This window comes from Actinomadura xylanilytica, from assembly GCF_030283145.1.
GTDB classification, from domain to species: domain Bacteria; phylum Actinomycetota; class Actinomycetes; order Streptosporangiales; family Streptosporangiaceae; genus Spirillospora; species Spirillospora xylanilytica.
Genome location: NZ_JASNWE010000005.1, coordinates 817,169 through 839,852, shown reverse-complemented (window position 1 = coordinate 839,852; position 22,684 = coordinate 817,169). Strand labels below are relative to the sequence as shown.

The 22,684-nt window shown below is 72.2% G+C and carries 25 protein-coding genes; 20 read left to right on the top strand and 5 right to left on the bottom strand.

Annotation, left to right across the window (positions count from 1 at the left end; genetic code table 11):
* Nucleotides 1-3: 3 nt before the first annotated feature.
* Entirely contained in the window at nt 4-786 is a 783-nt protein-coding gene (locus QP090_RS33715) for an ABC transporter permease (RefSeq protein ID WP_285943721.1), read from the bottom strand.
* Nucleotides 783-1,709, bottom strand: a complete 927-nt coding sequence (locus QP090_RS33710; RefSeq protein WP_285943720.1) for an ABC transporter ATP-binding protein — start codon at nt 1,707-1,709, stop codon at nt 783-785. Before QP090_RS33710 ends, QP090_RS33715 begins: the two co-directional genes overlap by 4 nt.
* Nucleotides 1,710-1,899: 190 nt before the next feature.
* Here QP090_RS33710 and QP090_RS33705 point away from each other — a divergent pair, with 190 nt between their 5' ends.
* From QP090_RS33705 to QP090_RS33630, 16 genes are all read left to right on the top strand, one after another.
* Nucleotides 1,900-2,805, top strand: coding sequence for a F0F1 ATP synthase subunit gamma (locus tag QP090_RS33705; protein ID WP_285943719.1), 906 nt, complete (start codon nt 1,900-1,902; stop codon nt 2,803-2,805).
* A 214-nt stretch (nt 2,806-3,019) separates the two neighbouring features.
* Nucleotides 3,020-4,489 (top strand): APC family permease, encoded by a 1,470-nt coding sequence (locus QP090_RS33700; RefSeq protein ID WP_285943718.1) that lies wholly within the window; start codon nt 3,020-3,022, stop codon nt 4,487-4,489.
* 46 nt (nt 4,490-4,535) lie between these two features.
* Nucleotides 4,536-5,777, top strand: a complete 1,242-nt coding sequence (locus tag QP090_RS33695; protein ID WP_285943717.1) for an arginine deiminase — start codon at nt 4,536-4,538, stop codon at nt 5,775-5,777.
* Between the two features lie 39 nt (nt 5,778-5,816).
* Nucleotides 5,817-6,818, top strand: a complete 1,002-nt coding sequence (argF, locus tag QP090_RS33690; RefSeq protein WP_285943716.1) for an ornithine carbamoyltransferase — start codon at nt 5,817-5,819, stop codon at nt 6,816-6,818.
* Between the two features lie 32 nt (nt 6,819-6,850).
* On the top strand, nt 6,851-7,786 hold the full coding sequence (gene arcC / locus QP090_RS33685; protein WP_285943715.1) for a carbamate kinase: 936 nt from the start codon (nt 6,851-6,853) through the stop codon (nt 7,784-7,786).
* 43 nt (nt 7,787-7,829) lie between these two features.
* Nucleotides 7,830-9,290 carry an amino acid permease gene (locus tag QP090_RS33680; RefSeq protein ID WP_285943714.1) on the top strand — a complete coding sequence of 487 codons (1,461 nt, stop codon included), beginning with the start codon at nt 7,830-7,832 and terminating at the stop codon, nt 9,288-9,290.
* The gene (locus QP090_RS33675) at nt 9,287-10,225 is read left to right on the top strand and encodes a universal stress protein (protein ID WP_285943713.1); all 939 of its coding nucleotides are present in this window, start codon (nt 9,287-9,289) and stop codon (nt 10,223-10,225) included. Before QP090_RS33680 ends, QP090_RS33675 begins: the two co-directional genes overlap by 4 nt.
* 135 nt (nt 10,226-10,360) lie before the next feature.
* A complete protein-coding gene (locus tag QP090_RS33670; protein ID WP_432763105.1) occupies nt 10,361-11,125 on the top strand; it encodes a helix-turn-helix transcriptional regulator in 765 nt (254 codons plus the stop codon).
* Entirely contained in the window at nt 11,122-12,531 is a 1,410-nt protein-coding gene (sufB, locus tag QP090_RS33665) for a Fe-S cluster assembly protein SufB (protein WP_285943712.1), read from the top strand. Before QP090_RS33670 ends, sufB begins: the two co-directional genes overlap by 4 nt.
* Nucleotides 12,528-13,664: a Fe-S cluster assembly protein SufD gene (gene sufD, locus QP090_RS33660; protein ID WP_285943711.1), complete on the top strand. Its 1,137-nt coding sequence runs from the start codon at nt 12,528-12,530 to the stop codon at nt 13,662-13,664. Before sufB ends, sufD begins: the two co-directional genes overlap by 4 nt.
* A complete protein-coding gene (locus QP090_RS33655) occupies nt 13,661-13,978 on the top strand; it encodes a Rieske (2Fe-2S) protein (RefSeq protein WP_285943710.1) in 318 nt (105 codons plus the stop codon). Before sufD ends, QP090_RS33655 begins: the two co-directional genes overlap by 4 nt.
* Nucleotides 13,979-13,993: 15 nt before the next feature.
* On the top strand, nt 13,994-14,761 hold the full coding sequence (sufC, locus tag QP090_RS33650) for a Fe-S cluster assembly ATPase SufC (protein ID WP_285943709.1): 768 nt from the start codon (nt 13,994-13,996) through the stop codon (nt 14,759-14,761).
* A 37-nt stretch (nt 14,762-14,798) separates the two neighbouring features.
* Nucleotides 14,799-16,061, top strand: coding sequence for a cysteine desulfurase (locus QP090_RS33645; protein WP_285943708.1), 1,263 nt, complete (start codon nt 14,799-14,801; stop codon nt 16,059-16,061).
* 47 nt (nt 16,062-16,108) lie between these two features.
* Nucleotides 16,109-16,567 carry a Fe-S cluster assembly sulfur transfer protein SufU gene (sufU, locus tag QP090_RS33640; RefSeq protein WP_285943707.1) on the top strand — a complete coding sequence of 153 codons (459 nt, stop codon included), beginning with the start codon at nt 16,109-16,111 and terminating at the stop codon, nt 16,565-16,567.
* 107 nt (nt 16,568-16,674) lie between these two features.
* On the top strand, nt 16,675-16,983 hold the full coding sequence (locus tag QP090_RS33635; RefSeq protein WP_285943850.1) for a metal-sulfur cluster assembly factor: 309 nt from the start codon (nt 16,675-16,677) through the stop codon (nt 16,981-16,983).
* A 72-nt stretch (nt 16,984-17,055) separates the two neighbouring features.
* Nucleotides 17,056-17,838, top strand: a complete 783-nt coding sequence (locus QP090_RS33630; RefSeq protein ID WP_285943706.1) for a class I SAM-dependent methyltransferase — start codon at nt 17,056-17,058, stop codon at nt 17,836-17,838.
* Here the strand turns inward: QP090_RS33630 and QP090_RS33625 are convergent.
* Nucleotides 17,807-18,448: a hypothetical protein gene (locus QP090_RS33625; protein WP_285943705.1), complete on the bottom strand. Its 642-nt coding sequence runs from the start codon at nt 18,446-18,448 to the stop codon at nt 17,807-17,809. The genes QP090_RS33630 and QP090_RS33625 overlap by 32 nt on opposite strands.
* A gap of 6 nt (nt 18,449-18,454) precedes the next feature.
* Nucleotides 18,455-18,673 carry a hypothetical protein gene (locus QP090_RS33620; RefSeq protein ID WP_285943704.1) on the bottom strand — a complete coding sequence of 73 codons (219 nt, stop codon included), beginning with the start codon at nt 18,671-18,673 and terminating at the stop codon, nt 18,455-18,457.
* 123 nt (nt 18,674-18,796) lie between these two features.
* Here QP090_RS33620 and QP090_RS33615 point away from each other — a divergent pair, with 123 nt between their 5' ends.
* Together QP090_RS33615 and QP090_RS33610 are read left to right on the top strand one after the other, a co-directional pair.
* Nucleotides 18,797-20,014 (top strand): sensor histidine kinase, encoded by a 1,218-nt coding sequence (locus tag QP090_RS33615; RefSeq protein ID WP_285943703.1) that lies wholly within the window; start codon nt 18,797-18,799, stop codon nt 20,012-20,014.
* Nucleotides 20,011-20,703, top strand: coding sequence for a response regulator (locus tag QP090_RS33610; RefSeq protein ID WP_285943702.1), 693 nt, complete (start codon nt 20,011-20,013; stop codon nt 20,701-20,703). The genes QP090_RS33615 and QP090_RS33610 overlap by 4 nt, the downstream gene beginning before the upstream one ends.
* 123 nt (nt 20,704-20,826) lie before the next feature.
* Here QP090_RS33610 and QP090_RS33605 read toward each other — a convergent pair whose 3' ends face one another.
* On the bottom strand, nt 20,827-21,222 hold the full coding sequence (locus QP090_RS33605) for an ABC transporter permease (RefSeq protein ID WP_285943701.1): 396 nt from the start codon (nt 21,220-21,222) through the stop codon (nt 20,827-20,829).
* 173 nt (nt 21,223-21,395) lie between these two features.
* Here QP090_RS33605 and QP090_RS33600 point away from each other — a divergent pair, with 173 nt between their 5' ends.
* Both QP090_RS33600 and QP090_RS33595 read left to right on the top strand, forming a co-directional pair.
* Nucleotides 21,396-22,034 (top strand): AIM24 family protein, encoded by a 639-nt coding sequence (locus tag QP090_RS33600; protein WP_285943700.1) that lies wholly within the window; start codon nt 21,396-21,398, stop codon nt 22,032-22,034.
* Nucleotides 22,034-22,684, top strand: coding sequence for an AIM24 family protein (locus tag QP090_RS33595; RefSeq protein WP_285943699.1), 651 nt, complete (start codon nt 22,034-22,036; stop codon nt 22,682-22,684). The genes QP090_RS33600 and QP090_RS33595 overlap by 1 nt, the downstream gene beginning before the upstream one ends.

Genomic DNA, 22,684 nt, shown 5'->3' with positions numbered 1-22,684 from the left:
GGATCACTCCCACTTGAAGAACCGGGCGGCCAGAACGAGCCCCGCGACCGCCCACACGGTGAGGACGAGCAGCGGTTTGCCGGGGAACGCCGCGCCGTCCTGAAGGACCTGGCGCAGCCCGTCGGACAGCGCCGAAATGGGCAGCAACTCCAGCGCGGCGCGTATTCCCGAGGGGAACTTGTCGAGCGGGAAGACCACGCCGCCGACGGCGAGCAGCAGGATGTACACGAGGTTGGCGGCGGCCAGCGTCGCCTCGGCGCGCAGCGTCCCGGCCATCAGCAGCCCGAACCCGCTGAACGCGGCGGTGCCGAGGAGCAGGAGCGCCACGACGGACGCGGGGTCGCCGTGCGGATGCCAGCCCATCGCGAGCGAGACGGCGCAGATCACCACCGCCTGCACGATCTCCACGACGATCACGGTGAGGGTCTTGGCGGCGATCAGCCCGCCGCGCGGCAGCGGGGTCGCGCCGAGCCGCTTGAGCACGCCGTAGCGGCGCTCGAAGCCGGTGCCGATCGCCTGGCCGGTGAACGCGGTGGACAGCACCGCCAGCGCGAGCACCCCCGGCGCCAGGAAGCCGATCCGGTCGCCGGTCCCGAGGTCGAGCAGCGAGGTCCCGCCGAACAGCAGGAGCAGCACCACGGGGATGATCAGCGTGAGCAGCAGCTGCTCGCCGTTGCGCAGGGTCGAGCGGACCTCGTAGCCGGTCTGCGCGAGGACCATCCGCGCCGCCGGGACCGCGCCCGGCGCCGGGGCGAGGTCGAGCCGTGGTGCCGGTGCGGCCGTCATGAACGCAGCTCCCGTCCGGTCAGTTCGAGGAACACGTCCTCCAGGGTGCGGCGCTCGATCCGGAGATCGTCCGCGAGCACGCCGTGCGAGGCGCACCAGGCCGTCACGGTGGCCAGCAGCCCCGGGTCCACGTTCCCCTCGATCAGGTAGTGCCCGGCGGGGGACTCCTTGGCCGTGCTGCCCACCGGCAGCGCGGACAGCAGTTCCTCGAGCCCGAGGCCGGGCCGGGCGCGGAACCGCAGCTGCCGCTCGGCGCCGGTGAGGTCGGCCGGGGCGCCCTCGGCCACGATCCGGCCGTGGTCGACGATGACCACCTGGTCGGCGAGGTGCTCGGCCTCGTCCATGTAGTGGGTGGTGAGCAGCACCGACACCCCGGCGGCGCGCAGCTCGGCGATCAGCTCCCAGACGGAGTGCCGGGCCTGCGGGTCCAGACCGGTGGTCGGCTCGTCCAGGAAGACCAGCTCGGGCCGGCCGACCAGGGCGACGGCGAGCGACAGCCGCTGCTGCTGCCCGCCGGAGAGCCGCCGGTAGGGGGTGCGGGCGTGTTCGGTGAGGCCGAGCCGGTCGAGCAGCGCGGCCGGGTCGAGCGGTGTGGTGTGGAAGGAGGCGATCAGCCGGAGGAACTCGGCGGCCCTGGCGGTGCCGGGCACGCCGCCCGACTGCGGCATCACGCCGACGCGGGGCTTGAGCGCCGCGGCGTCGCCGGCCGGGTCGAGTCCCAGCACGCGGACGGAGCCGGCGTCGGCGCGGCGGAAGCCCTCGCAGATCTCGATCGTGGTGGTCTTGCCCGCCCCGTTCGGGCCGAGCAGCGCGGTGACCGCCCCGCGGGCGGCGCGGAACGACAGACCGTCCACGGCCGTCGCCGTGCCGTACCGCTTGACCAGCCCGTCGATCTCGACGGCGCTGTCCTCGGGGGGTGCCATGGGCTCGAGTTTAGGGCGGGCCCGCGCCCGCTCCGTGCGGAGCCCCGTCGTCCGCGCTCCGGCGGGTCGGCCGGTGGATCGGGAGGCGGTCGGGCGCGAGCACGGGCTCGGGGTGAACGAGCGGTAAAGGCTCAGGAAGGCGCCCGGCGCCGGACGGGGCCGGTGACGCGCCCCGTGGCAGCGTGACGGCATGGCAGCTCAACTGCGGGCGCTGCGCTCCCGCATCAGGTCGGTGAGGTCCACGGCGAAGATCACCCGCGCCCAGGAGCTGATCGCCGCGGCCCGGATCTCCCGGGCGCGGCAGCGGGTGGCGGCGGCCGAGCCGTACGCGCGCCAGGTGACCGCCGCGGTCTCGGCGCTGATCAGCCATCACGTCCACCTCGACCATCCGCTGCTGAACGAGCGGCCGGACGCCTCCCGGGTCGCGGTGCTGCTGCTGACCAGTGACCGCGGCTTCTGCGGCGGCTACAACCACAACGTCCTCAAGCAGGGCGAGTCGCTGGCGGGGCTGCTGCGCGAGCAGGGCAGCGAGCCGGTCTTCTACCTGGTCGGCCGGAAGGCCGTCGACAACTTCAGGTTCAGGCGGCGCGAGGCCGTGAAGGAGTGGGCCGGGTCCACCGGGCAGCCGGCCTACGAGCTGGCGGCGGAGATCGGCGGGCTGCTCCTGGACGCGTTCGACCGGCCGACCCGGGACGGCGGGGTGGGCGGGGTCCACGTCGTCTACACCGAGTTCGTGTCGATGCTGAACCAGCGGACGACCGTGCGGCGGATCCTGCCGCTGGAGGTGGAGGAGGTCGCCGGCGGCGGGCCCGGCGCGCGGGCGGCGCCGGCCTACGACTTCGAGCCGGCCCCCGCGTCCGTCCTGGACGGACTGCTCAGGCAGTACGTCAACGGCCGGGTGTGGCACATGCTGCTGGAGGCGGCGGCCTCGGAGCACGCGGCGCGCAGGGCGGCGATGATGGCGGCCACCGACAACGCCGACGAGCTGATCGGCACCCTGACCCGGCAGGCCAACGAGGCCCGCCAGGAGGAGGTCACCAACGAGCTGAGCGAGATCGTGGCCGGGGCGAACTCGCTCGCCGGGCGGCCCGGCTGAACCGGGTCGAGAAGGTGGACGCGAAGCACAAGTCAAAGCCAAATTCCCCTCCCTTTTCAGAAAAGGCCGAAACTCTTAGTCGATCTTCGTTCGATAGCGGCACAACGGCGAAAGTGCGCCGAGTTTCGGCAGGTAGCGCCCGGGTAATTCCCAGCGTGTCATCCGAGTGCCGCGGTGACTTCTACGGGCCTTTGTCGAATTCGGGGGGACAGGAATGGGGGAGCCCAGCCCGGCGCCCCGGGAGGCCGGGGAGCCGACCGGGACGGCAGCCGGGCGCCCGCCGCGGGAGGCGGGCGGACCCCCCAGCGGCGAGAGCGGCGAGAGCGGCGAGGGCGGAACGGGCGGCGAGGGCGGCGACAGGCTAGGGCTTCCCGGGGCGACCGCCCTGGTGATCGGCAACATCGTCGGCACCGGCATCTTCCTGCTGCCGGCCTCGCTCGCCGCCATCGGCACCCTCAGCTTCGCGGTGATGGCGGTGACCACGCTGGCCGCCATCGCGCTCGCCATCGTCTTCGGCAGGCTCGGCGGCCGGATCCCCTCCAGCGGCGGTCCCTACGCCTACGCTCGCCAGGCGTTCGGCGAATTCGTCGGCTTCTGGACCGCGTGGTCGTTCTGGCTCACCGCCTGGGGCGGCAACGCGGGAATCGCGGTCGCCTGGGTCGGATACGTCAACTACTTCCTGGGCTGGGACGGCACCCTCGGCAAGATCGTGATCGGGCTGGTGGGGGTCTGGATCCCGGCCCTGATCAACCTGACCGGTGTGAAGAACATCGGGCTGTTCCAGCTCGTCACCACCGTGCTGAAGTTCGTCCCGCTGATCTTCATCGCGATCGTCGGGCTGTTCTTCGTGTCGGCCGACAACTTCGGGCCGTTCAACGCCCAGGGCGGGTCGCTGTGGGACGCGGTCTGGCTGGCGGCCGGCCTGATCCTGTTCATCTACTCCGGCATGGAGAGCGTCACCATCGTCGCCGAGCGGATCAGGGACCCGGTCCGCAACGTGGGCCGGGCCAGCATCTACGGCGTCCTCGCCTGCGGCGCCATGTACCTGCTGGCCACCGTGGCGATCTTCGGGACCGTGCCGCACGACCGGCTGGTCGGCTCCACCGCCCCGTTCGCCGACGCGATCAACAACATGTTCGGCGGCAGCGGCTGGGGCGGGGTGATGGCGGCCTGCGCGATCGCGTCCGGCATCGGCGCGCTGAACGGCTGGACGATGCTGGTCGCCGAGATGCCGATGGCCGCCGCCCGCGACGGGCTGTTCCCCGCCGGCTTCGGCCGGCTGTCCCGGCGCGGCGCGCCGTTCGTCGGCATCGTGGCGGGCTCGCTGCTCACCTCGCTGATGCTGCTGTTCGCCTACGCGTCAGAGAACGCCTTCAACACCATCCTGCTGTTCGCCTCGTTCACCACCGCGATCCCGTACTTCTTCTCGGCCGCGGCGCAGCTGTTCTGGCTCGTCACCGGGGGACGCGGGATCGACCGGGGCCGGATGGTCAAGGACCTGACGATCGCGTGCGTCGCGCTGCTGTTCGCCTTCGCGATCGTGTACGGCTCCGGGGACGAGGCCGTGATGCTCGGCATCCTGGCGATGCTGATCGGCGTCCCGGTCTACATCTGGACCAAGGCCGAGCGCGGCGAGTACGGGACCAGGGAGCGGCCCGCCCGGCCGGCGGGGCCGCGGCCCTGACCGGCCGCCCGCGCGGGCGTGCCGGGACCACGAGGAGGGGGAGGCAATGTCATTCAACGTCCAGTCCGAGGTCGGGCGGCTCCGCCAGGTCCTGGTGCACCGGCCCGAGCTGTCGCTCAAGCGGCTCACCCCGTCCAACGCGGCCGACCTCCTGTTCGACGACGTGCTGTGGGTGCAGCGGGCCGGCGAGGAGCACGACGAGTTCCGCAACGTGCTGGCCGCGCGCGGCGTCCAGGTCCGGCTGCTGCTCGACCTGCTGCGCGAGACCATCGAGATCCCCGAGGCCAGGAAGCACATCCTGGACTTCGTCATCGACCCGCACTGGTTCGGGCCGCTCGCCACCGACGCGATCCGCAACGGGTTCGACTCGATGCAGACCAAGGAGCTCGGCTCGTTCCTGATCGGCGGCATCACCAAGCGCGAGCTGCTGGAGCGGATCTCCGAGCCCAAGTCGATCGCCTTCCACTCGATCGGCATGGACGAGTTCGTCCTCCAGCCGCTGCCGAACCACCTGTTCACCCGCGACACCTCCTGCTGGGTGTACGACGGGGTCTCGATCAACGCGATGCGCAAGAAGGCGCGGATGCGCGAGACGGTGAACATGGAGGCCGTCTACCGCTGGCACCCGATGTTCGCCGACGGGTACGACCAGGCGGAGGCGGGCGGCTTCAACGTGTGGAGCCACGGCACCCCGATGGCGCCTGCCACCATCGAGGGCGGCGACATCCTGGTGATCGGCAACGGCGCGGTGCTGGTCGGGATGAGCGAGCGGACCCAGCCGCAGGCGGTCGAGATGCTCGCCCAGTCGCTGTTCGCCAAGGGCGGCTGCGACAAGATCGTGGCGCTCCAGCTGCCGCAGAAGCGCGCGTTCATGCACCTGGACACCGTCCTGACGATGGTCGACCACGGCGTGTTCACCAAGTACGCGGGCATGGGGATGCTGCCGTCCTACACCGTCCAGCCGGGCGACACCGAGAAGGAGCTGAAGGTCACCGACCACGCTCCCGACCAGATGCACCGGGCCATCGCCTCCGCCCTCGGGCTGGACGAGATCAAGGTGCTCACCGCGACCCAGGACGTGTTCGCCGCCGAGCGCGAGCAGTGGGACGACGGCTCCAACGTGCTGGCCGTCGAGCCCGGCGTGGTCGTGGCGTACGAGCGCAACACCACCACCAACAACCACCTCCAGAGGAACGGCATCGAGGTGCTCACCATCCGGGGCAGCGAACTCGGCCGGGGACGCGGCGGGCCGCGCTGCATGAGCTGCCCCCTGGAACGGGACGCCTGACCGGCGCACACCCTCTCTAGAGAACGGACGGACGGCGACATGGCGTTCAACCTGCGCGGGCGCAGCTTCACCAAGGAGCTGGACTTCACGCCCAAGGAGTTCAGGTTCCTGATCGACCTCTCGGCCGAGCTGAAGGCGGCCAAGTACAGCGGGACCGAGCGGCACCACCTGGCCGGCAAGAACATCGCGCTGATCTTCGAGAAGACCTCCACCCGCACCCGGTGCTCCTTCGAGGTCGCCGCGCACGACCAGGGCGCCCACGTCACCTACCTGGAGCCGAGCGGCTCGCAGATCGGCCACAAGGAGTCGATGAAGGACACCGCGCGGGTGCTCGGCCGGATGTTCGACGGCATCGAGTACCGGGGGTCGGAGCAGCGGCTGGTGGAGGAGCTCGCCGCGTACGCGGGCGTCCCGGTGTGGAACGGCCTGACCGACGACTGGCACCCGACCCAGATGCTCGCCGACGCGCTTACCATGCGCGAGCACAGCGACCGGCCGCTGCACGACATCACCTTCGCCTACCTGGGCGACGCCCACAACAACATGGGCCACTCCTACATCGTTGCGGGGGCGCTGCTCGGCATGGACGTGCGGATCGTCGGGCCGAAGGGCCTCTGGCCCGACCAGGACATGGTCGTCAAGCCGGCCATGGAGATCGCGGCCCGGACCGGCGCCGAGATCACCATCACCGACGACGTGAAGGCGGGCGTCAAGGGCGCCGACTTCGTCCTCACCGACGTGTGGGTCTCGATGGGCGAGCCCAAGGAGATCTGGAACGAGCGGATCAAGCTGCTCAAGCCGTACCAGGTCAACGCGCGGGTGCTGAAGGCCACCGGCAACCCGCACGTGAAGTTCATGCACTGCCTGCCGGCCTTCCACAACCGGGAGACCGCCGTCGGCGAGGACATCTACCAGAAGACCGGGCTGGACGCCCTGGAGGTGACCGACGAGGTCTTCGAGTCCGACGCCTCGATCGTCTTCGACGAGGCCGAGAACCGGATGCACACCATCAAGGCCGTCATGGTCGCGACGCTCGGCTGAGCGGGCGCGACGGGAACCGGGGGGACGGGAACATGCGCGTAGTCGTGGCGCTCGGGGGAAACGCGCTGATGCGGCGCGGCGACCGGCCCGACGCCGAGCTCCAGCGGTCCAACGTCATGACGGCCGTCAAGTCGCTAGCGCCGCTCGCCGAGCGGCACGAGCTGCTCATCACGCACGGCAACGGCCCGCAGGTCGGGGTGCTGTCGCTGGAGAGCATCAACGATCCGAACCTGAGCCGGCCCTACCCGCTGGACACCATCGGCGCCGAGACCCAGGGCATGATCGGCTACTGGCTGCTCCAGGCCCTCCAGAACGCGCTGCCCGGCCGGCAGGTGGTCGCGATGATCAATCAGACGCTGGTGTCGGCGGTCGACCCCGCCTTCGCCGACCCGAGCAAGTTCGTCGGGCAGGTCTACGGCAGGGAGGAGGCCGAGAAGCTCGCCAAGGAGTACGGCTGGACGGTCAAGCCGGACGGCGACCACTGGCGCCGGGTGGTGCCCTCGCCGCTGCCGCGCCGGGTGATCGAGACGCGGCTGATCCGGCAGCTCGTCCGCGGCGGGACCGTGGTGGTCTGCGCGGGCGGCGGCGGCATCCCGGTCTTCCGCAACGACGTCGGCCGGCTGGAGGGCACCGAGGCCGTGATCGACAAGGACATGACCGCGGCGCTGCTGGCCGAGACGCTGGAGGCGGACGCGTTCCTCATCCTCACCGACGTGCCGCGGGTGATGCGCAACTTCGGCACGCCCGCGCAGGAGGAGATCGAGCAGACCACCCCGCACGAGCTCCGCGCCGAGGACTTCCCGGCGGGCTCGATGGGACCGAAGGTGGAGGCGGTGAGCGGGTTCGTGGAACGCACCGGCGACATGGCCGCGATCGGGAGGCTCGACCAGTGCGTGCAGATCCTGGAGGGGACCGCCGGGACGATCGTGACGCCGAACGCGACCTGGCCGCTGGCCAGCACGCTGTAGTCCGGGCCGCCCGCCGGCCTCACCGAGCGAAACGGGGTGCGCCTTGACCACAGGTACCGCGTCCGGATCCCTTCTGCGCAGCCTGACCAGGACCAAGCCGGTCGACCAGATCGTCGCCGAGGGCGGCCAGGGCGAGGGCGGCGAGCTCAAGCGCTCGATGAGCCTGCTCCAGCTCACCCTGTTCAGCGTCGGCGCCACGCTCGGCACCGGGATCTTCGTCGTGCTGGGCGAGGCGGTGCCGCTGGCCGGACCCGCCGTGGTGGTGGCGTTCATGCTGGCCGCGGTCACCGCGCTGTTCTCCGCGCTGTCCTACGCCGAGCTGGCCGGGACCATCCCGGTGTCGGGCTCGTCCTACTCCTACGCCTACGCCACGCTCGGCGAGCTGGTCGCCTGGGTGTGCGGCTGGTGCCTGCTGCTGGAGTACGCGGTGTCGGTGTCGGCCGTCGCGGTCGGCTGGGGCTCCTACCTCAACGAGTTCTTCGACAAGTCCTTCGGGTTCACCATGCCCGCCGCGATCAGCAACTCGCCGGGCGACGACGGCGGCCTGATCAACCTGCCGGCCGTCGCGGTGGTGGCGCTCGCGACCCTCCTGCTGCTGCGCGGCACCTCCGAGAGCGCCACCGCCAACACCATCATGGTCTTCCTCAAGATCGGGGTGCTGGTCTTCTTCTGCGCCATGGCGGCCACCGCCTTCCACTCGGGCAACATGACCCCGTTCGCCCCGATGGGCTGGGCGGGGATCAGCGCGGCCGGCTCGAAGGTGTTCTTCTCCTACATCGGCTTCGACGCCGCCTCCACCGCGGGCGAGGAGGCCAAGAACCCCAAGCGCGATCTGCCGCTGGCCATCATCCTGTCGCTGGTCATCGTGACGATCGTGTACGTGGCGGTCGGGCTCACCGCGGTCGGCGCGATGCCCTGGCAGCAGTTCAACCTGAGCGGGTCCGAGGCGTCGCTGGCCCGGGTGCTGGACGAGGCCACCGGCGTCGCCTGGCCCTCCATCGTCCTGTCGCTCGGCGCGGTGATCGCGATCGCCAGCGTCGTGCTGACCGTGATGTACGGGCAGACCCGCATCCTGTTCGCGATGTCGCGGGACGGGCTGATCCCGCCCATCTTCCAGAAGGTCAGCCCGCGCACCGCGGTCCCGGTCGCCAACACCCTGATCGTGGCCGCCTTCATCGGGGTGCTCGCGGCGCTGATCCCGCTCGGCAAGCTCGTCGACGCCACCAGCATCGGCACGCTGTTCGCGTTCGCCCTGGTCAGCATGGGTGTGATCGTGCTGCGCCGGACCCGGCCGGACATGCCGCGCAGCTTCCGGACCCCGTTCTACCCGATCACGCCGCTGCTCGGCATCGGGTTCTGCGTGTACCTGATGGTCGGGCTCGGCGCGGTGACCTGGGGGGTCTTCCTGCTCTGGACGCTGGTCGGGCTCGTGGCCTATTTCGCCTACGGGCGCCGCCACTCGCGGCTGGCGGCCCGCACCGATCGAGGGAAGGGGCCGGGATGAGCGAGCCGAAGGGGCTGCGCCTGCTGGTCGGCTACTCGCCCGACGACCGGGGCGAGGACGCGCTGGCACTGGCGGCGCTGGTCGCCCGCACCGCCAAGGCGGCGGTGACCGTCGCCAACGTCCATCCGCCCGCCTGGCCGGCCCGCGGCCCCGCCTCGGTGGACGCCGAGTGGGTCGCCTACCTCAGGGAGCAGTCCCAGGCCGCGGTCGCGCGGGCCGCCGCGCGGCTGGCGGAGCTGAAGGTGCCCGAGCGGAACGTGACCCTCGTGGTGCACACGCACCGGGGGAGCGGGCGCGGCCTGCTGGAGGTCGCCGGGCAGGCCGGCGCCGACCTGATCGTCGCGGGCTCGGCGCCGCGCGGCCGGCGCGGCCGGATCGCCATCGGCAGCACTGCCGACCAGCTCCTGCACGGCTCGCCGGTGCCGGTGCTGCTCGCGCCGCGCGGCTACGCCGAGGAGGCGCCGCAGCGGTTCGAGCGGCTCACCGTCGCGTACTGGCGGCGCCGCGACGTCGAGGTCCCGCTCACGGCCGCCACGGGCCTCGCGGCGTCGCTTGGCCTGTCGGTGCGGCTCCTGACTCTGGTGCTGCGCCCGGCGGGGCTGACGGGCAAGTTCCGCGGCGCCGAGGAGGTGGTGCGGCGGCAGTGCGCCCAGGCCGAGCGGGACCTGGAGCACGCCGCCGGGCTGGTCGGCCCCGGCCTGGAGGTCGAGACCGAGATCGCGGTCGGCTCCGGGACGGCCAAGACGCTGGGCGGCGTCGGCCTGCTGCCCGGCGAGGTGCTGGCCTGCATGTCCAGCCATGACGGGCCGCTGCGCAAGGTCTTCCTGGGCGAGAGCTCCGGCAAGATCGTCCGCGCCGCCGGCTGCCCGGTGCTGGTGCTGCCGCGCGGGCCGAGGGGGCCCGGCCCGGACCGGGACCGCGCCGATCGAAGTTAGGTAAGGCTTGCCTGCGTGAGCGACGACATCGGGATTCCATTGGTCCCCGGGAAGTAATTAGGGCACACTGATGTTGTGAAATACGTGAGCGAGGATCCGACGAGCGCCCAGGCCGCCTCCGCGCGGCCATCCGGCGTGCCGTCGGCCCGCGCCCACGCCGGGGCGGGCGGACCGCTGACCGGGGCCGGCAGTAGCTCCGAGCGCGACACCCGCGCCCGGGTGGCCAGGCTCATCCTCGAACACGGTCCCATCACCGCCTCGGCGCTCGGAGAGCAGGTCGGCCTGACGCCGGCCGCGATCCGGCGCCACTTGGACGCCCTGCTCGCCGAGGGCATGATCGAGGTCCGTCCGGGCCGGCCGCAGACGCGGCGCGGGCGCGGGCGCCCGGCCAAGTGGTTCGCGATCACCGACGCCGGCCGCAACGCGTTCGTGCACGCCTACGACGACCTGGCGACCAGCGCGCTGCGCTTCCTCGCCGAGACGGCGGGGGAGCGGGCGGTGGCCGAGTTCGCCCGGCGGCAGATCGCCGACCTCGAACGACGCTACCAGCCGGTCGTGCAGGCGGCACCGCCGCACCAGCGGGTCCGCAAGCTGGCCGAGGCGCTGTCGGGCGACGGCTACGCCGCCGCGGCGGCCAAGGCTCCCCAGCAGGGGGGCGGCGAGCAGCTCTGCCAGCACCACTGCCCGGTCGCGCACGTCGCCGCGGAGTTCCCGCAGCTGTGCGAGGCCGAGACCGAGGCGTTCAGCAGGCTGCTGGGCACCCCGGTGCAGAGGCTGGCCACCATCGCCCACGGCGACGGGATCTGCACCACCCACGTCAGCCCGCGCTCCCTCTGCGGAGGGGACGAGGCGGACGGCCAGACCATAAGTGACGAGGAGTCCGGGAGGACCTCCCTATGACTACAGTCCACCCCGAGCTGGACGGGCTCGACAGGTACAAGTTCGGCTGGGCCGATTCGGACGCCGCCGGAGCCTCGGCCCGGCGCGGCCTGAACGACGATGTCGTGCGCGACATCTCGGCCAAGAAGAGCGAGCCTGACTGGATGCTCGACCTGCGCCTCAAGGGGCTGAGGCTGTTCGACAAGAAGCCGATGCCCACCTGGGGCTCGGACCTGTCGGAGATCCAGTTCGACAACATCAAGTACTTCGTCCGGTCCACCGAGAAGCAGGCGGCGTCCTGGGAGGAACTCCCCGAGGACATCAAGAACACCTACGACAGGCTCGGCATCCCCGAGGCCGAGAAGCAGCGCCTGGTCGCCGGTGTCGCCGCGCAGTACGAGTCCGAGGTCGTCTACCACAAGATCCGCGAGGACCTCGAGGAGAAGGGCGTCCTGTTCCTGGACACCGACACCGGGCTGCGCGAGCACCCGGAGATCTTCCAGGAGTACTTCGGCTCGGTGATCCCGGTCGGCGACAACAAGTTCGCCGCGCTGAACACCGCGGTGTGGTCGGGCGGCTCGTTCATCTACGTGCCCCCGGGCGTGCACGTCGAGATCCCGCTCCAGGCCTACTTCCGGATCAACACCGAGAACATGGGCCAGTTCGAGCGGACGCTGATCATCGCCGACGAGGGCTCGCACGTGCACTACGTCGAGGGCTGCACCGCGCCGATCTACAAGTCGGACTCGCTGCACTCGGCCGTGGTGGAGATCGTGGTGAAGAAGGACGCCTACGTCCGCTACACCACCATCCAGAACTGGTCCAACAACGTGTACAACCTGGTGACCAAGCGCGCCGTCGCCTACGAGGGCGCCACCATGGAGTGGGTCGACGGCAACATCGGCTCCAAGGTCACCATGAAGTACCCGGCGGTCTACCTGCTCGGCGAGCACGCCAAGGGCGAGACGCTGTCGATCGCGTTCTCCGGCGAGGGCCAGCACCAGGACGCGGGCGCCAAGATGGTGCACGCCGCCCCCAACACCTCCAGCACCATCGTGTCCAAGTCGGTGGCGCGCGGCGGCGGGCGCACGTCCTACCGGGGCCTGGTGCAGATCCAGGAGGGCGCCACGCACAGCAAGTCCACGGTCAAGTGCGACGCGCTGCTGATCGACCAGATCAGCCGGTCCGACACCTACCCCTACGTCGACGTCCGCGAGGACGACGTGGAGATGGGCCACGAGGCCACCGTCTCCAAGGTGTCGGAGGACCAGCTGTTCTACCTGATGAGCCGCGGCCTCACCGAGGACGAGGCGATGGCGATGATCGTGCGCGGCTTCGTCGAGCCGATCGCGCGGGAGCTGCCGATGGAGTACGCGCTCGAGCTGAACCGGCTCATCGAGCTTCAGATGGAAGGAGCCGTGGGTTGAGCGGCCTGGAAACCGCGACCGTGGGGCAGCCCCTCTCGACACTGCACGAGAAGGGCTCCTACGAGGTCGCCGACTTCGAGGTCCCGACGGGCCGCGAGGAGGAGTGGCGGTTCACCCCGCTGCGCCGGCTGCGCGGCCTGCACAACGGGACCGCCGAGGGCGACGGCAAGGTCCTGGTCGAGGCCGAGGCGGCCCCCGAGGTCACCGTCGAGACGGTCGGCCGCGACGACCCGCGGCTCGGCCGGGCCTACCGGCCCGCCGACCGGGTGAGCGCCCAGGCGTGGGCCTCGTTCACCGAGGCCACGGTCGTCACCGTGCCGAAGGAGGCGGTGGCGTCCGCGCCGACCGTGCTCCGCCTGAACGGCGAGGGCCAGGCCGCGGCGTTCGGCCACACCACCGTGATCCTGGAGCCGTTCGCCCAGGCCACCGTGGTGCTGGTGCACCGCGGCTCGGCCACCTACGCCGACAACGTCGAGTTCGTCGTCGGCGACGGCGCGTTCCTCTCGGTGATCAGCCTCCAGGACTGGGCCGACGACACCGTGCACGTCTCGCACCAGTACGCCCGGCTGGGCCGCGACGCCCGGTTCACCTCGCACAACATCACCCTCGGCGGCGACCTGGTGCGGATCTCGCCCACGGTCGCCTACGCGGGGCCCGGCGGCGACGCCGCGATGTACGGGGTCTACTTCGCCGACGGCGGGCAGCACCTCGAGCACCGCCTCCTGGTCGACCACACCGAGCCCAACTGCCGCAGCCGGGTCGACTACCGGGGCGCGCTCCAGGACCAGGACGCGCACGCCGTCTGGATCGGCGACGTGATCATCCGGGTGGCGGCCGAGGGCACCGACACCTACGAGCTCAACCGGAACCTGGTGCTCACCGACGGCACCCGGGTCGACTCGGTGCCGAACCTGGAGATCCTCACCGGCGAGGTCGCCGGCGCCGGGCACGCCTCGGCGTCCGGGCGGCTCGACGACGAGCACCTGTTCTACCTCCAGGCCCGCGGCATCCCCTTCGACCAGGCCCGGCGGATGGTCGTGCAGGGCTTCCTCGGCCAGCTCATTGAGCGCATCGAGGTCGAGGACGTGCGCGAGAAGGTGCAGGCGGCGATCGAGGCGGAGCTGGAACGATGACCTACGTCAAGGTGTGCCCCCTCGCCGGGATCCCGGCCGACGGCGCGCTCGCCGTCGAGATCGACGACACCCCGGTGGCGCTGGTCCGCAGCGGCGAGGACGTCTACGCGCTCAGCGACATCTGCTCGCACGCCGAGGTCTCCCTCTCCGAGGGCGAGGTCTACGACGGCACGATCGAGTGCTGGCTGCACGGGTCCTGTTTCGACCTGGGCACCGGCAAGCCCACCAACCCGCCGGCCACGCAGCCGGTCGCCACGTACAAGGTGAAGGTCGACGACGGCGACGTCTACGTCTCGCTCGGCTCCGACGACTAAGGAAGACCCAAGGATATGGCCACGCTAGAGATCCGCGACCTCCACGTCTCGGTCGCCGACGGCGCCGAGGACGGCAAGGAGATCCTGCGCGGGGTCGACCTGACCGTGAAGGCCGGCGAGACCCACGCGCTCATGGGGCCCAACGGCTCCGGCAAGTCCACCCTCGCCTACGCGGTGGCCGGGCACCCGAAGTACCAGGTGACCTCCGGCACCGTCACGCTCGACGGCGAGGACGTCCTGGCGATGAGCGTCGACGAGCGCGCCCGCGCCGGGCTGTTCCTGGCGATGCAGTACCCGGTCGAGGTGCCCGGCGTCTCGGTGTCGAACTTCCTGCGCTCGGCGATCACCGCCGTCCGCGGCGAGGCGCCCAAGCTCCGCGACTTCGCCAAGGAGCTGAAGGCCGCGATGGACGCCCTGTCCATCGACCCGGCCTTCGCCCAGCGCAGCCTCAACGAGGGCTTCTCCGGCGGCGAGAAGAAGCGGCACGAGATCCTTCAGCTCGAGCTGCTCAAGCCGAAGATCGCCGTCCTCGACGAGACTGACTCCGGCCTCGACGTGGACGCCCTGAAGGTCGTCTCCGAGGGCGTCAACCGCTTCGGCGCGGCCGGCGAGACCGGCACCCTGCTCATCACCCACTACACCCGCATCCTGCGGTACGTGAAGCCGGACTTCGTGCACGTGTTCTCCGGCGGGCGCGTGGTGGCCCAGGGCGGCCCCGAGCTCGCCGACGAGCTCGAGAGCGAAGGCTACGAGAAGTACGCGAAGGCGGGCGCGTCCGCATGAGGGGAACCCAGTGGCCGAAGCGGACGGGGGGTGCGGCGTGAGCCTCCTGCCAGAAGAGGTCAAGAAGGACTTCCCGCTGCTCCAGCGGACCGTCCGCGGCGGCCGGCCGCTGATCTACCTCGACTCCGGCGCGACGTCGCAGAAGCCCCTCCAGGTGCTGGACGCCGAGCGCGCGTTCTACGAGCGGCACAACGCCGCGGTGCACCGCGGCGCGCACCTGCTCGCCGAGGAGGCCACCGACGCGTTCGAGGGCGCCCGGGCCAAGATCGCCGCGTTCGTCGGGGCGGTTCCGGGCGAGATCGTGTTCACCAAGAATGCGACCGAGAGCGTCAACCTCGTCGCGTACGCGATGAGCAACGCCGCCACCGCCGGCCCCGAGGCCGCGCGGTTCGCGGTGGGCCCCGGCGACGAGATCGTGGTCACCGAGATGGAGCACCACGCCAACCTGGTGCCCTGGCAGGAGCTCTGCCGGCGGACCGGCGCCACGCTGCGCTGGTTCGGGCTCACCGATGACGGCCGGCTCGACCTCGACGACCTCGACTCGCTGGTGAACGAGCGCACCAGGCTGGTCGCGCTGACCCACCAGTCCAACGTGCTCGGGACCGTCCCGCCGGTCGAGCTGATCGCCGCGCGGGCCCGCGCGGTCGGCGCGCTGGTGCTGCTGGACGCGGCCCAGTCGGTGCCGCACCAGCCGGTCGACGTGACCGCGCTCGGCGCCGACTTCCTGGTCTTCTCGGGGCACAAGATGCTCGGCCCGACTGGGATCGGCGTGCTGTGGGGGCGGCGCGAGCTGCTGGAGGCGATGCCGCCGTTCATCACCGGCGGGTCGATGATCGAGGTGGTCCGGATGGAGGGCTCGACCTTCCTGCCGCCGCCGCAGCGGTTCGAGGCCGGCTCGCCCAGTACCGCCCAGGCGGTCGGGCTCGGCGCGGCCTGCGACTACCTGTCCGCGCTCGGCATGGACCGGGTGCACGCGCACGAGGAGTCCCTCACCGGGTACGCCCTCGAGCGGCTCACCGAGATCCCCGGCGTGCGGATCATCGGGCCCGGGACCGTCGAGGCGCGGGGCGGCGCGGTGTCGTTCACCGTGGCCGACATCCACCCGCACGACGTCGGGCAGGTGCTCGACGAGCTCGGCGTCGAGGTCCGGGTGGGGCACCACTGCGCGTGGCCGATCTGCCGCCGGTTCGGCATCCCGGCCACGACCCGCGCCTCGTTCTACGTGCACAACACCCTCGCCGACGTCGACGCGCTCGCCGAGGGCGTCCGGCAGGCCCAGAAGTTCTTCGGAACAGCCTGAGCCGCACCCCTGTTCAAGCAAGAAGAAGGGCCCCGGGAAAGGAAGTCATGCAGCTGGAGGCGATGTACCAGGAGGTCATCCTGGACCACTACCGCAACCCCCTGCACAAGGGGTTGCGGGAGCCCTTCGAGGGCGAGGCGCACCACGTCAACCCCACCTGCGGCGACGAGATCACGCTGCGCGTGCACCTGGACGGCGCGGACCAGGACGCCACGGTCGCCGACGTCTCCTACGACTCCATGGGCTGCTCCATCAGCCAGGCCAGCGCGTCGGTGATGGCCGACCTGGTGATCGGCAAGTCGGTCAAGGAGGCGATGGCGGTCGGCGACGCGTTCCTGGCGCTGATGCAGACCCGGGGACGGGAGGCCGACCTCGACGAGGACGTCCTGGAGGACGCCGTCGCCTTCGCCGGCGTCTCCAAGTACCCGGCCAGGATCAAGTGCGCCCTGCTCGCCTGGATGGCGTGGAAGGACGCGACCGCCAGAGCTCTCGGAGAGGCAACATGAGCGACACCGCACCGGACACCGCCACGGCGGACACCGCCACGGCGGACACCGCGCCGGAGGAGACCGCAGCGGCCACGGACGGCGAGGCGGGCACCGGCACCGCGGCCATGTCCGCGGCCGAGGAGGAGATCCTCGAGGCGCTGAAGGACGTCGTCGACCCCGAGCTCGGGATCAACGTCGTCGACCTCGGCCTGATCTACGGGATCGGGCTGGCCGACGGGATCGCGACGCTGGACATGACGCTCACCAGCGCCGCCTGCCCGCTCACCGACGTGATCGAGGACCAGGCGCACAGCGCGCTGGAGGGCCTGGCCGACGACGTGAAGATCAACTGGGTCTGGCTGCCGCCGTGGGGCCCGGACAAGATCACCGATGAGGGCCGCGACCAGCTCCGCGCCCTCGGCTTCAACGTCTGACCCCGGCCACGGCGAAGGGCGGTCCTCCACCAGGAGGGCCGTCCTTCCCGTCCCGGTCCTAGGATGGGCCGGATGGACGCTTCCCTCCCCGAGACCGAACAAGAACTCGTCGCGCGCCGGGCCGCGTCCTTCGGGATCGGCGCCGCCGTCTACGCCGCGGAGCGTCCCGGCTACCCGGCGGAGGCCGTCCGCTGGGCCCTGGAGCCCCTCGCCGGGCGCGAGCCGCTCCGTATCCTGGACCTCGCCGCGGGCACCGGCAAGGTGACCGAGGCGCTCCTCTCCGAGGGGATCCCCGCCGGCGACGTCGTCGCCGTCGAGCCCGACCCGCAGATGCTGGCCGAGCTGCGCCGCGGAGTCCCCGGCGTCCGGGCGCTGGCGGGCGGCGCCGAGGCGATCCCGCTGCCCGACGGGTCGGTCGACGCGGTCCTGGTGGGGCAGGCGATGCACTGGTTCGACCTCGACCGGGCCTTCCCCGAGATGCGCCGGGTGCTCGCGCCCGGCGGGATCCTGGCGGGCTTCTGGAACCGCGACGACGACCGGGTGCCCTGGGTCGCCGCCCTCAGGGAGATCTCCAGAGGCCGCGGGTCCGCCCGCCGGTCACGGCCGGGGCGGTTCCCCGTCGGCGCCGAGTTCCCGGACGCCGAGCAGACCGAGTTCCCGCACGCGCAGCGCCGTACGGCCGAGTCGCTGACCGCGACCATCGGCACCCACTCGCACGTGCTCGTCCTCGACGAGGCCGAGCGAGAGGCGCTCCTCGCCCGGGTGCTCGGCCATCTGCGCGCCACGCCGGAGACGGCCGAGGGCGAGTTCGACCTCCCCATCGTCACCCTCGCGGTCCGGGTCCGCCGGGCTTAGCGGCGGGCCCCTCTCCGGGCTCTCCCGGCCGGACGAGGCCGGGGGCGGGCTCGGCGCCGTACTCGGCCGCGGCGGCGGGCTCGGGCCTGGCGGGCCAGAGCGTGTACGTGATCGGCCACAGCGACCAGATCGCCAGGACCGTGCCCAGCCGCAGCGTCCAGCCGAGCAGCGCCTCGGTGCGGTCCGGGTCGCCGACCAGGGCGATCATCAGCAGCAGCGCCCCGCAGCCGATGGCCGACGCGAGGGCGGCCTTGCCGAACTCCGACCGCTCGTACCGGGCCCGCGCCCGCCCGTGCCGGGGCTTCGCGCGGGGCGGCGGGCCGTCCGCGAACCGGTGCGCGAAGCGCTCGTCCGCCCACCGCACCCATCCGTGGCCGAACGCCACCGAGTAGCCGAGGTAGGCCGCCGCGAGCCCGTGCCCGAACCCGGCCGTCGCGCCGCCCCGCAGGTCCACCACCGTCGCGGTGAGCAGCACCACGTCCAGCAGCGGCACGCAGAGCAGCAGCGCCGCGCCGGCCCGGCGCCACCGCAGCAGGTAGCGGGCACCGAGCCCGGCGAGCAGCACCAGCCAGAATCCGGCCTCGCAGGCCACGATGACCGCGAACAGCACTCCGGGTCACCGCCCGCCCTTGATCAGGCGCCCCAACACCACCAGGACGAGGCCGGCCGCGCCCACCGCGAGCCCCGCGTAGGGCTGGTGGCCGGTCGACCACTGCATCAGGTCGATGTTCGTGCCGTCGTCGGCGATGGTCGAGCCGAGGCCGACGATCGCCAGGATGATCCCGATGGTCTGCACGATGCTGCCCTTCTCCCGCATGCCGTTCTGCCTTTTCATGGTTTCTCCGGGCGGCGCTCCATGCCTCGTCGCCGATGCCGAGATCGCGGATCCTCCGAACGATGTACGGCGCGGGGCCCCGAGGTGGAGGCGGCACCCGCGGGAGGATGCTGAGATGGGAGCGTGCCGACGCCCCGCCCCGCCCCGCGCCGCCTGCGGACCACGCGCCAGGACCTGCTCTTCGCCGCCGCGGCCCTGGCCGGCGGAGTCCTCCTGCTCGCCTCGCACGGCTACGCGCGCTGGACGGCCGAGGAGGCCGTCCCGCTCGGCTGGCGGTTCGTCGCGCTCCTCGGGTTGTGCGCGGCGGTGCCCTTCCGGCGCACCGCGCCGCTGATCGCGCTGGCCTTCGCCACCCCGTTCAACCTCGCCGACGTGGCGATGGGCCCGAGCTTCGCCACCGCGATCATCTACGGCGACGCGCTGTACGCGGCCGGCCTCTACGCGCGGCGTCCCGCCGCCGAATGGCTGCTCGGCGCGACGGCCGCGACGACGCTGGCGTCGATGACCGTGGTCGGGATCGCCCTCGGGACGGTGAGCGGCGCCGTCATCACCGGGGCCGTCGCGGGAGTGACCTGGGTCGGCCCGGTGCTGACCGCGATGCTGCTCCGGGAGCACCGGGAGCGGGCCCGGGCCGAGCGGGCGCGCGCCGAGCAGGCGGTGCGGATGGCCGAGCTCGACCGGCGCGGCGCCGTCACCGCCGAGCGCGCCCGGATGGCCCGCGAGCTGCACGACGTCATCGCCAACCACCTCAGCGCGGTGGCGCTGCACTCCTCGGCGGTGCTCAAGGTCCGCGACCTGGACCGGGAGGACCTGGACCGGGCGATGGAGGTCATCCGCGAGAACAGCGTGCGGGGCCTGGCCGAGATGCGCCGGATGATCGGCCTGCTCCGCGAGGGCGACGGCGCGGTGCCGGGCCCGGCGGCCTCGCCGCGGCTGGCCGAGCTCGGCCTGCTGGTCGGGCGCACCGGGCGGTCCGACCTCAGCGCCGTCCTCACCGTGACCGGCGAGCCGCCCGACCTGCCCGCCGCCGTCGAGCTCGCCGCGTACCGGATCGTCCAGGAGTCGCTGACCAACGCGCTCAAGCACGGCGGCCCCGGCCGGGCCGAGGTGCTGCTGGCGTACCGGTCCCGGGACGTGCTGGTCGAGGTGTTCAGTCCGATGCCGGGCGGCGACCGGGCCGGGCCGAGGCTGCCCGGCTCGGGCAGCGGGCTGGTCGGGATGCGCGAGCGCGCCGCGATGCTGGACGGGGCGTTCGCCGCGGGCCCGGACGGCGACCGGTGGCGGGTACGGGCCGAGCTCCCCGTCGGTACCGGCGGGCGGGCGCGGGAGGCCGGTTCATGATCGAGGTGCTGGTGGCCGACGACCAGGCCGCCGTCCGGGCGGGCCTGGTGCTGATCCTGGGCGCCGCGCCGGGCATCACCGTGGTCGCCGAGGCGGCCGACGGCGAGGAGGCCGTCGAGCTGGCCCGCCGCCTGCGCCCGGACGTGGTGCTGATGGACCTGCGGATGCCCCGGATGGACGGCGTCTCGGCCACCTGGGAGATCTCCGGGATCGCCGACGTGCTGGTGCTGACCACCTTCGACGTCGACGAGTACGTGTTCGGGGCGCTGCGCGCCGGCGCCGCCGGGTTCCTGCTCAAGGACATCGACGCCGACCACCTGGTGGAGGCGGTGCGGACGGTGGCGTCCGGCGAGGGGATCGTCTCGCCCAGGGTGACCCGCCGGCTGATCGGCGCGTTCGCCGCCCGGCGGCCCGCCCGGTGGCCCGTCGGGCCGTTCCTGCCGCCGGGGTTCGACGACCTCACCCCGCGCGAGCACGAGGTGTTCGGCTGCCTGGGGGAGGGGCTGTCGAACGGGCAGATCGCGCGGCGCCTGGACATGGCCGAGACCACCGCCAAGACCCACGTCAGCCGGATCCTGGCCAAGCTCGGCCTGCGCAGCCGCGTCCAGGCGGCCATCCTCGCGCAGGAGACCGCCGCCGGCGGCCTCTCCGGCCCCGCCGCCCGCGAGGGGCCCATCGGCCCGCGCTGACCCCTCCGCGCGGCTCTCCGTCCTTCTCGGGGCCTCTCAGGACGTTCTGGGGCATTTGCTCCTCGGCCTCTCGTCCGACCCGGCCGCGCGCACCGCGGCGCCGGAGGCGGGTCAGAGGCGGGGTCAGAGGCCCCGGCCGGCCACCAGGACCGACAGCAGGTAGGTCCCGCCCGCCAGTGCCGCCAGCCAGGCGTAGGGGGTGATGTCGGCGCCGCGCAGCGCCTGCACCACCAGCGCCGCCACCAGCGCCGCGGTCACCGTGTCGCCGGTCATCGCCGCGGCCTTCAGGTGCGCGCGGGCCCGGTGGCCGTTGCCGAACGTCTCGCTGACCGGCAGCGCCGGCTCGTGGCGCCGGTACCCGAGGTGCCCGGCGTACCCGGCCAGCACCGCGAGCGCGACGAGGCCCGTCTCGCGCCGCCCGTCGGCGGCCAGCACCGCCGCCACCACCACCCCGGCGGCCAGGACGACTCCCGGCACGATCCAGCGGCTGAGACTGCGGCGTTCGGGGGCGATCCACATGCGCGACATCCTCTCCGATCGACGGACGGAACGGGCCCCCAACGCGCCGGTTCGGGACCGATACGCCACAAGAAGGTCACCCGCGCGCCTGCCCGGACGCCGTCGGGCATTCCGGGCGGTACGCAGTGGAATAGTGGACATGCGGCGGGGCGTCACCGGTATGGTCTGGCCTCGTGGCGCAATTTCGACTGAACGGCTCGAAGATGCTGGCCGTCGATCTCGTCGGCGAGACGATCAAGGCGCTGAACGGCTCCATGGTCGCCTACGACGGCGAGATGACGTTCAAGCGGCAGGGCCTCACCGGCGGCGAGGGGCTGCGCGGCGCGCTCAAACGGAAGATCGCCGGCGAGGGCATGACCCTGATGGAGATCGCCGGCAAGGGCACCGTGTTCCTGGCCAGCGAGGCCACCGAGGTCACCCTGGTCCAGCTCGCCGGCGACGTGCTGTTCGTCGAGTCAGAGAGCCTGCTGGCCCTCGACGGCCGGCTCCAGACCGGGGTGCAGTTCGTCGGGCTGCGCGGCATGGGCACCGGCCAGGGCCTGGCGACCACCAAGGTCGAGGGCCAGGGCACCGTCGCGATCCTGTCGGACGGGCCCGCCATCGCGCTGGAGGTGACCCCGCAGACGCCGCTGTGCGTCGACCCGCACGCCTACGTCGGGCACCGGGGGCAGCTCCAGCAGGACGTCGTCACCGACGTCAACTGGCGCACCGTCATCGGGCAGGGGTCGGGCGAGAGCGTGCAGTTCCGGTACCAGGGCCACGGCCTGGTCTACGTCCAGCCGGCCGAGCGCGGCGGAATTCTGGAGATCTGATGCCGGGATACACCTCGATCAACGCCAAGATGCTCCAGGTCCCGATCGGGCCGGGCCAGGAGGTCTACAGCCGGCGCGGCGCGATGCTGGCCTACACCGGGCCGGTCGAGTTCGCCCCGACCGCCACCGCCGGCCAGGGCATCGGCGGCACCCTCGGCCGCGCCGTCGCCGGCGAGCGGTCGGCGATGATGCACGTCACCGGGCGGGGCTCGGTGATGTTCGGCCACGCCGGGCTGGAGGTCTCGGTCGTCGACCTCGCGGGCGACACCCTCTACGTCGAGGCCGACCGGCTGCTGGTGCACGACACCGCCCTCCAGGTCGGCACGATGTTCATGGGCGAGCAGGGCGGCGTGCGGGGCGTCATCCGCGGCGCGGTCAGCGGGCAGGGCCTGTTCACCACCACCCTGCTCGGCAACGGCTCCTGCGCGCTGCTGTCGCACGGCGGCGTGATGGAGCTGCCGATCACCCCGCAGCGCCCGGTGCACGTCGACCCGCAGGCCTACGTCGCGCACCGCGGCCAGGTGCAGAACAAGCTGACCACCGCGGTCGGGCTCCGCGAGCTGATCGGCCGCGGCTCCGGCGAGGGGTTCCAGCTCCAGCTGAGCGGTACCGGCGTCGTCTACGTGCAGGCCAGTGAGAGGAAGATCTGA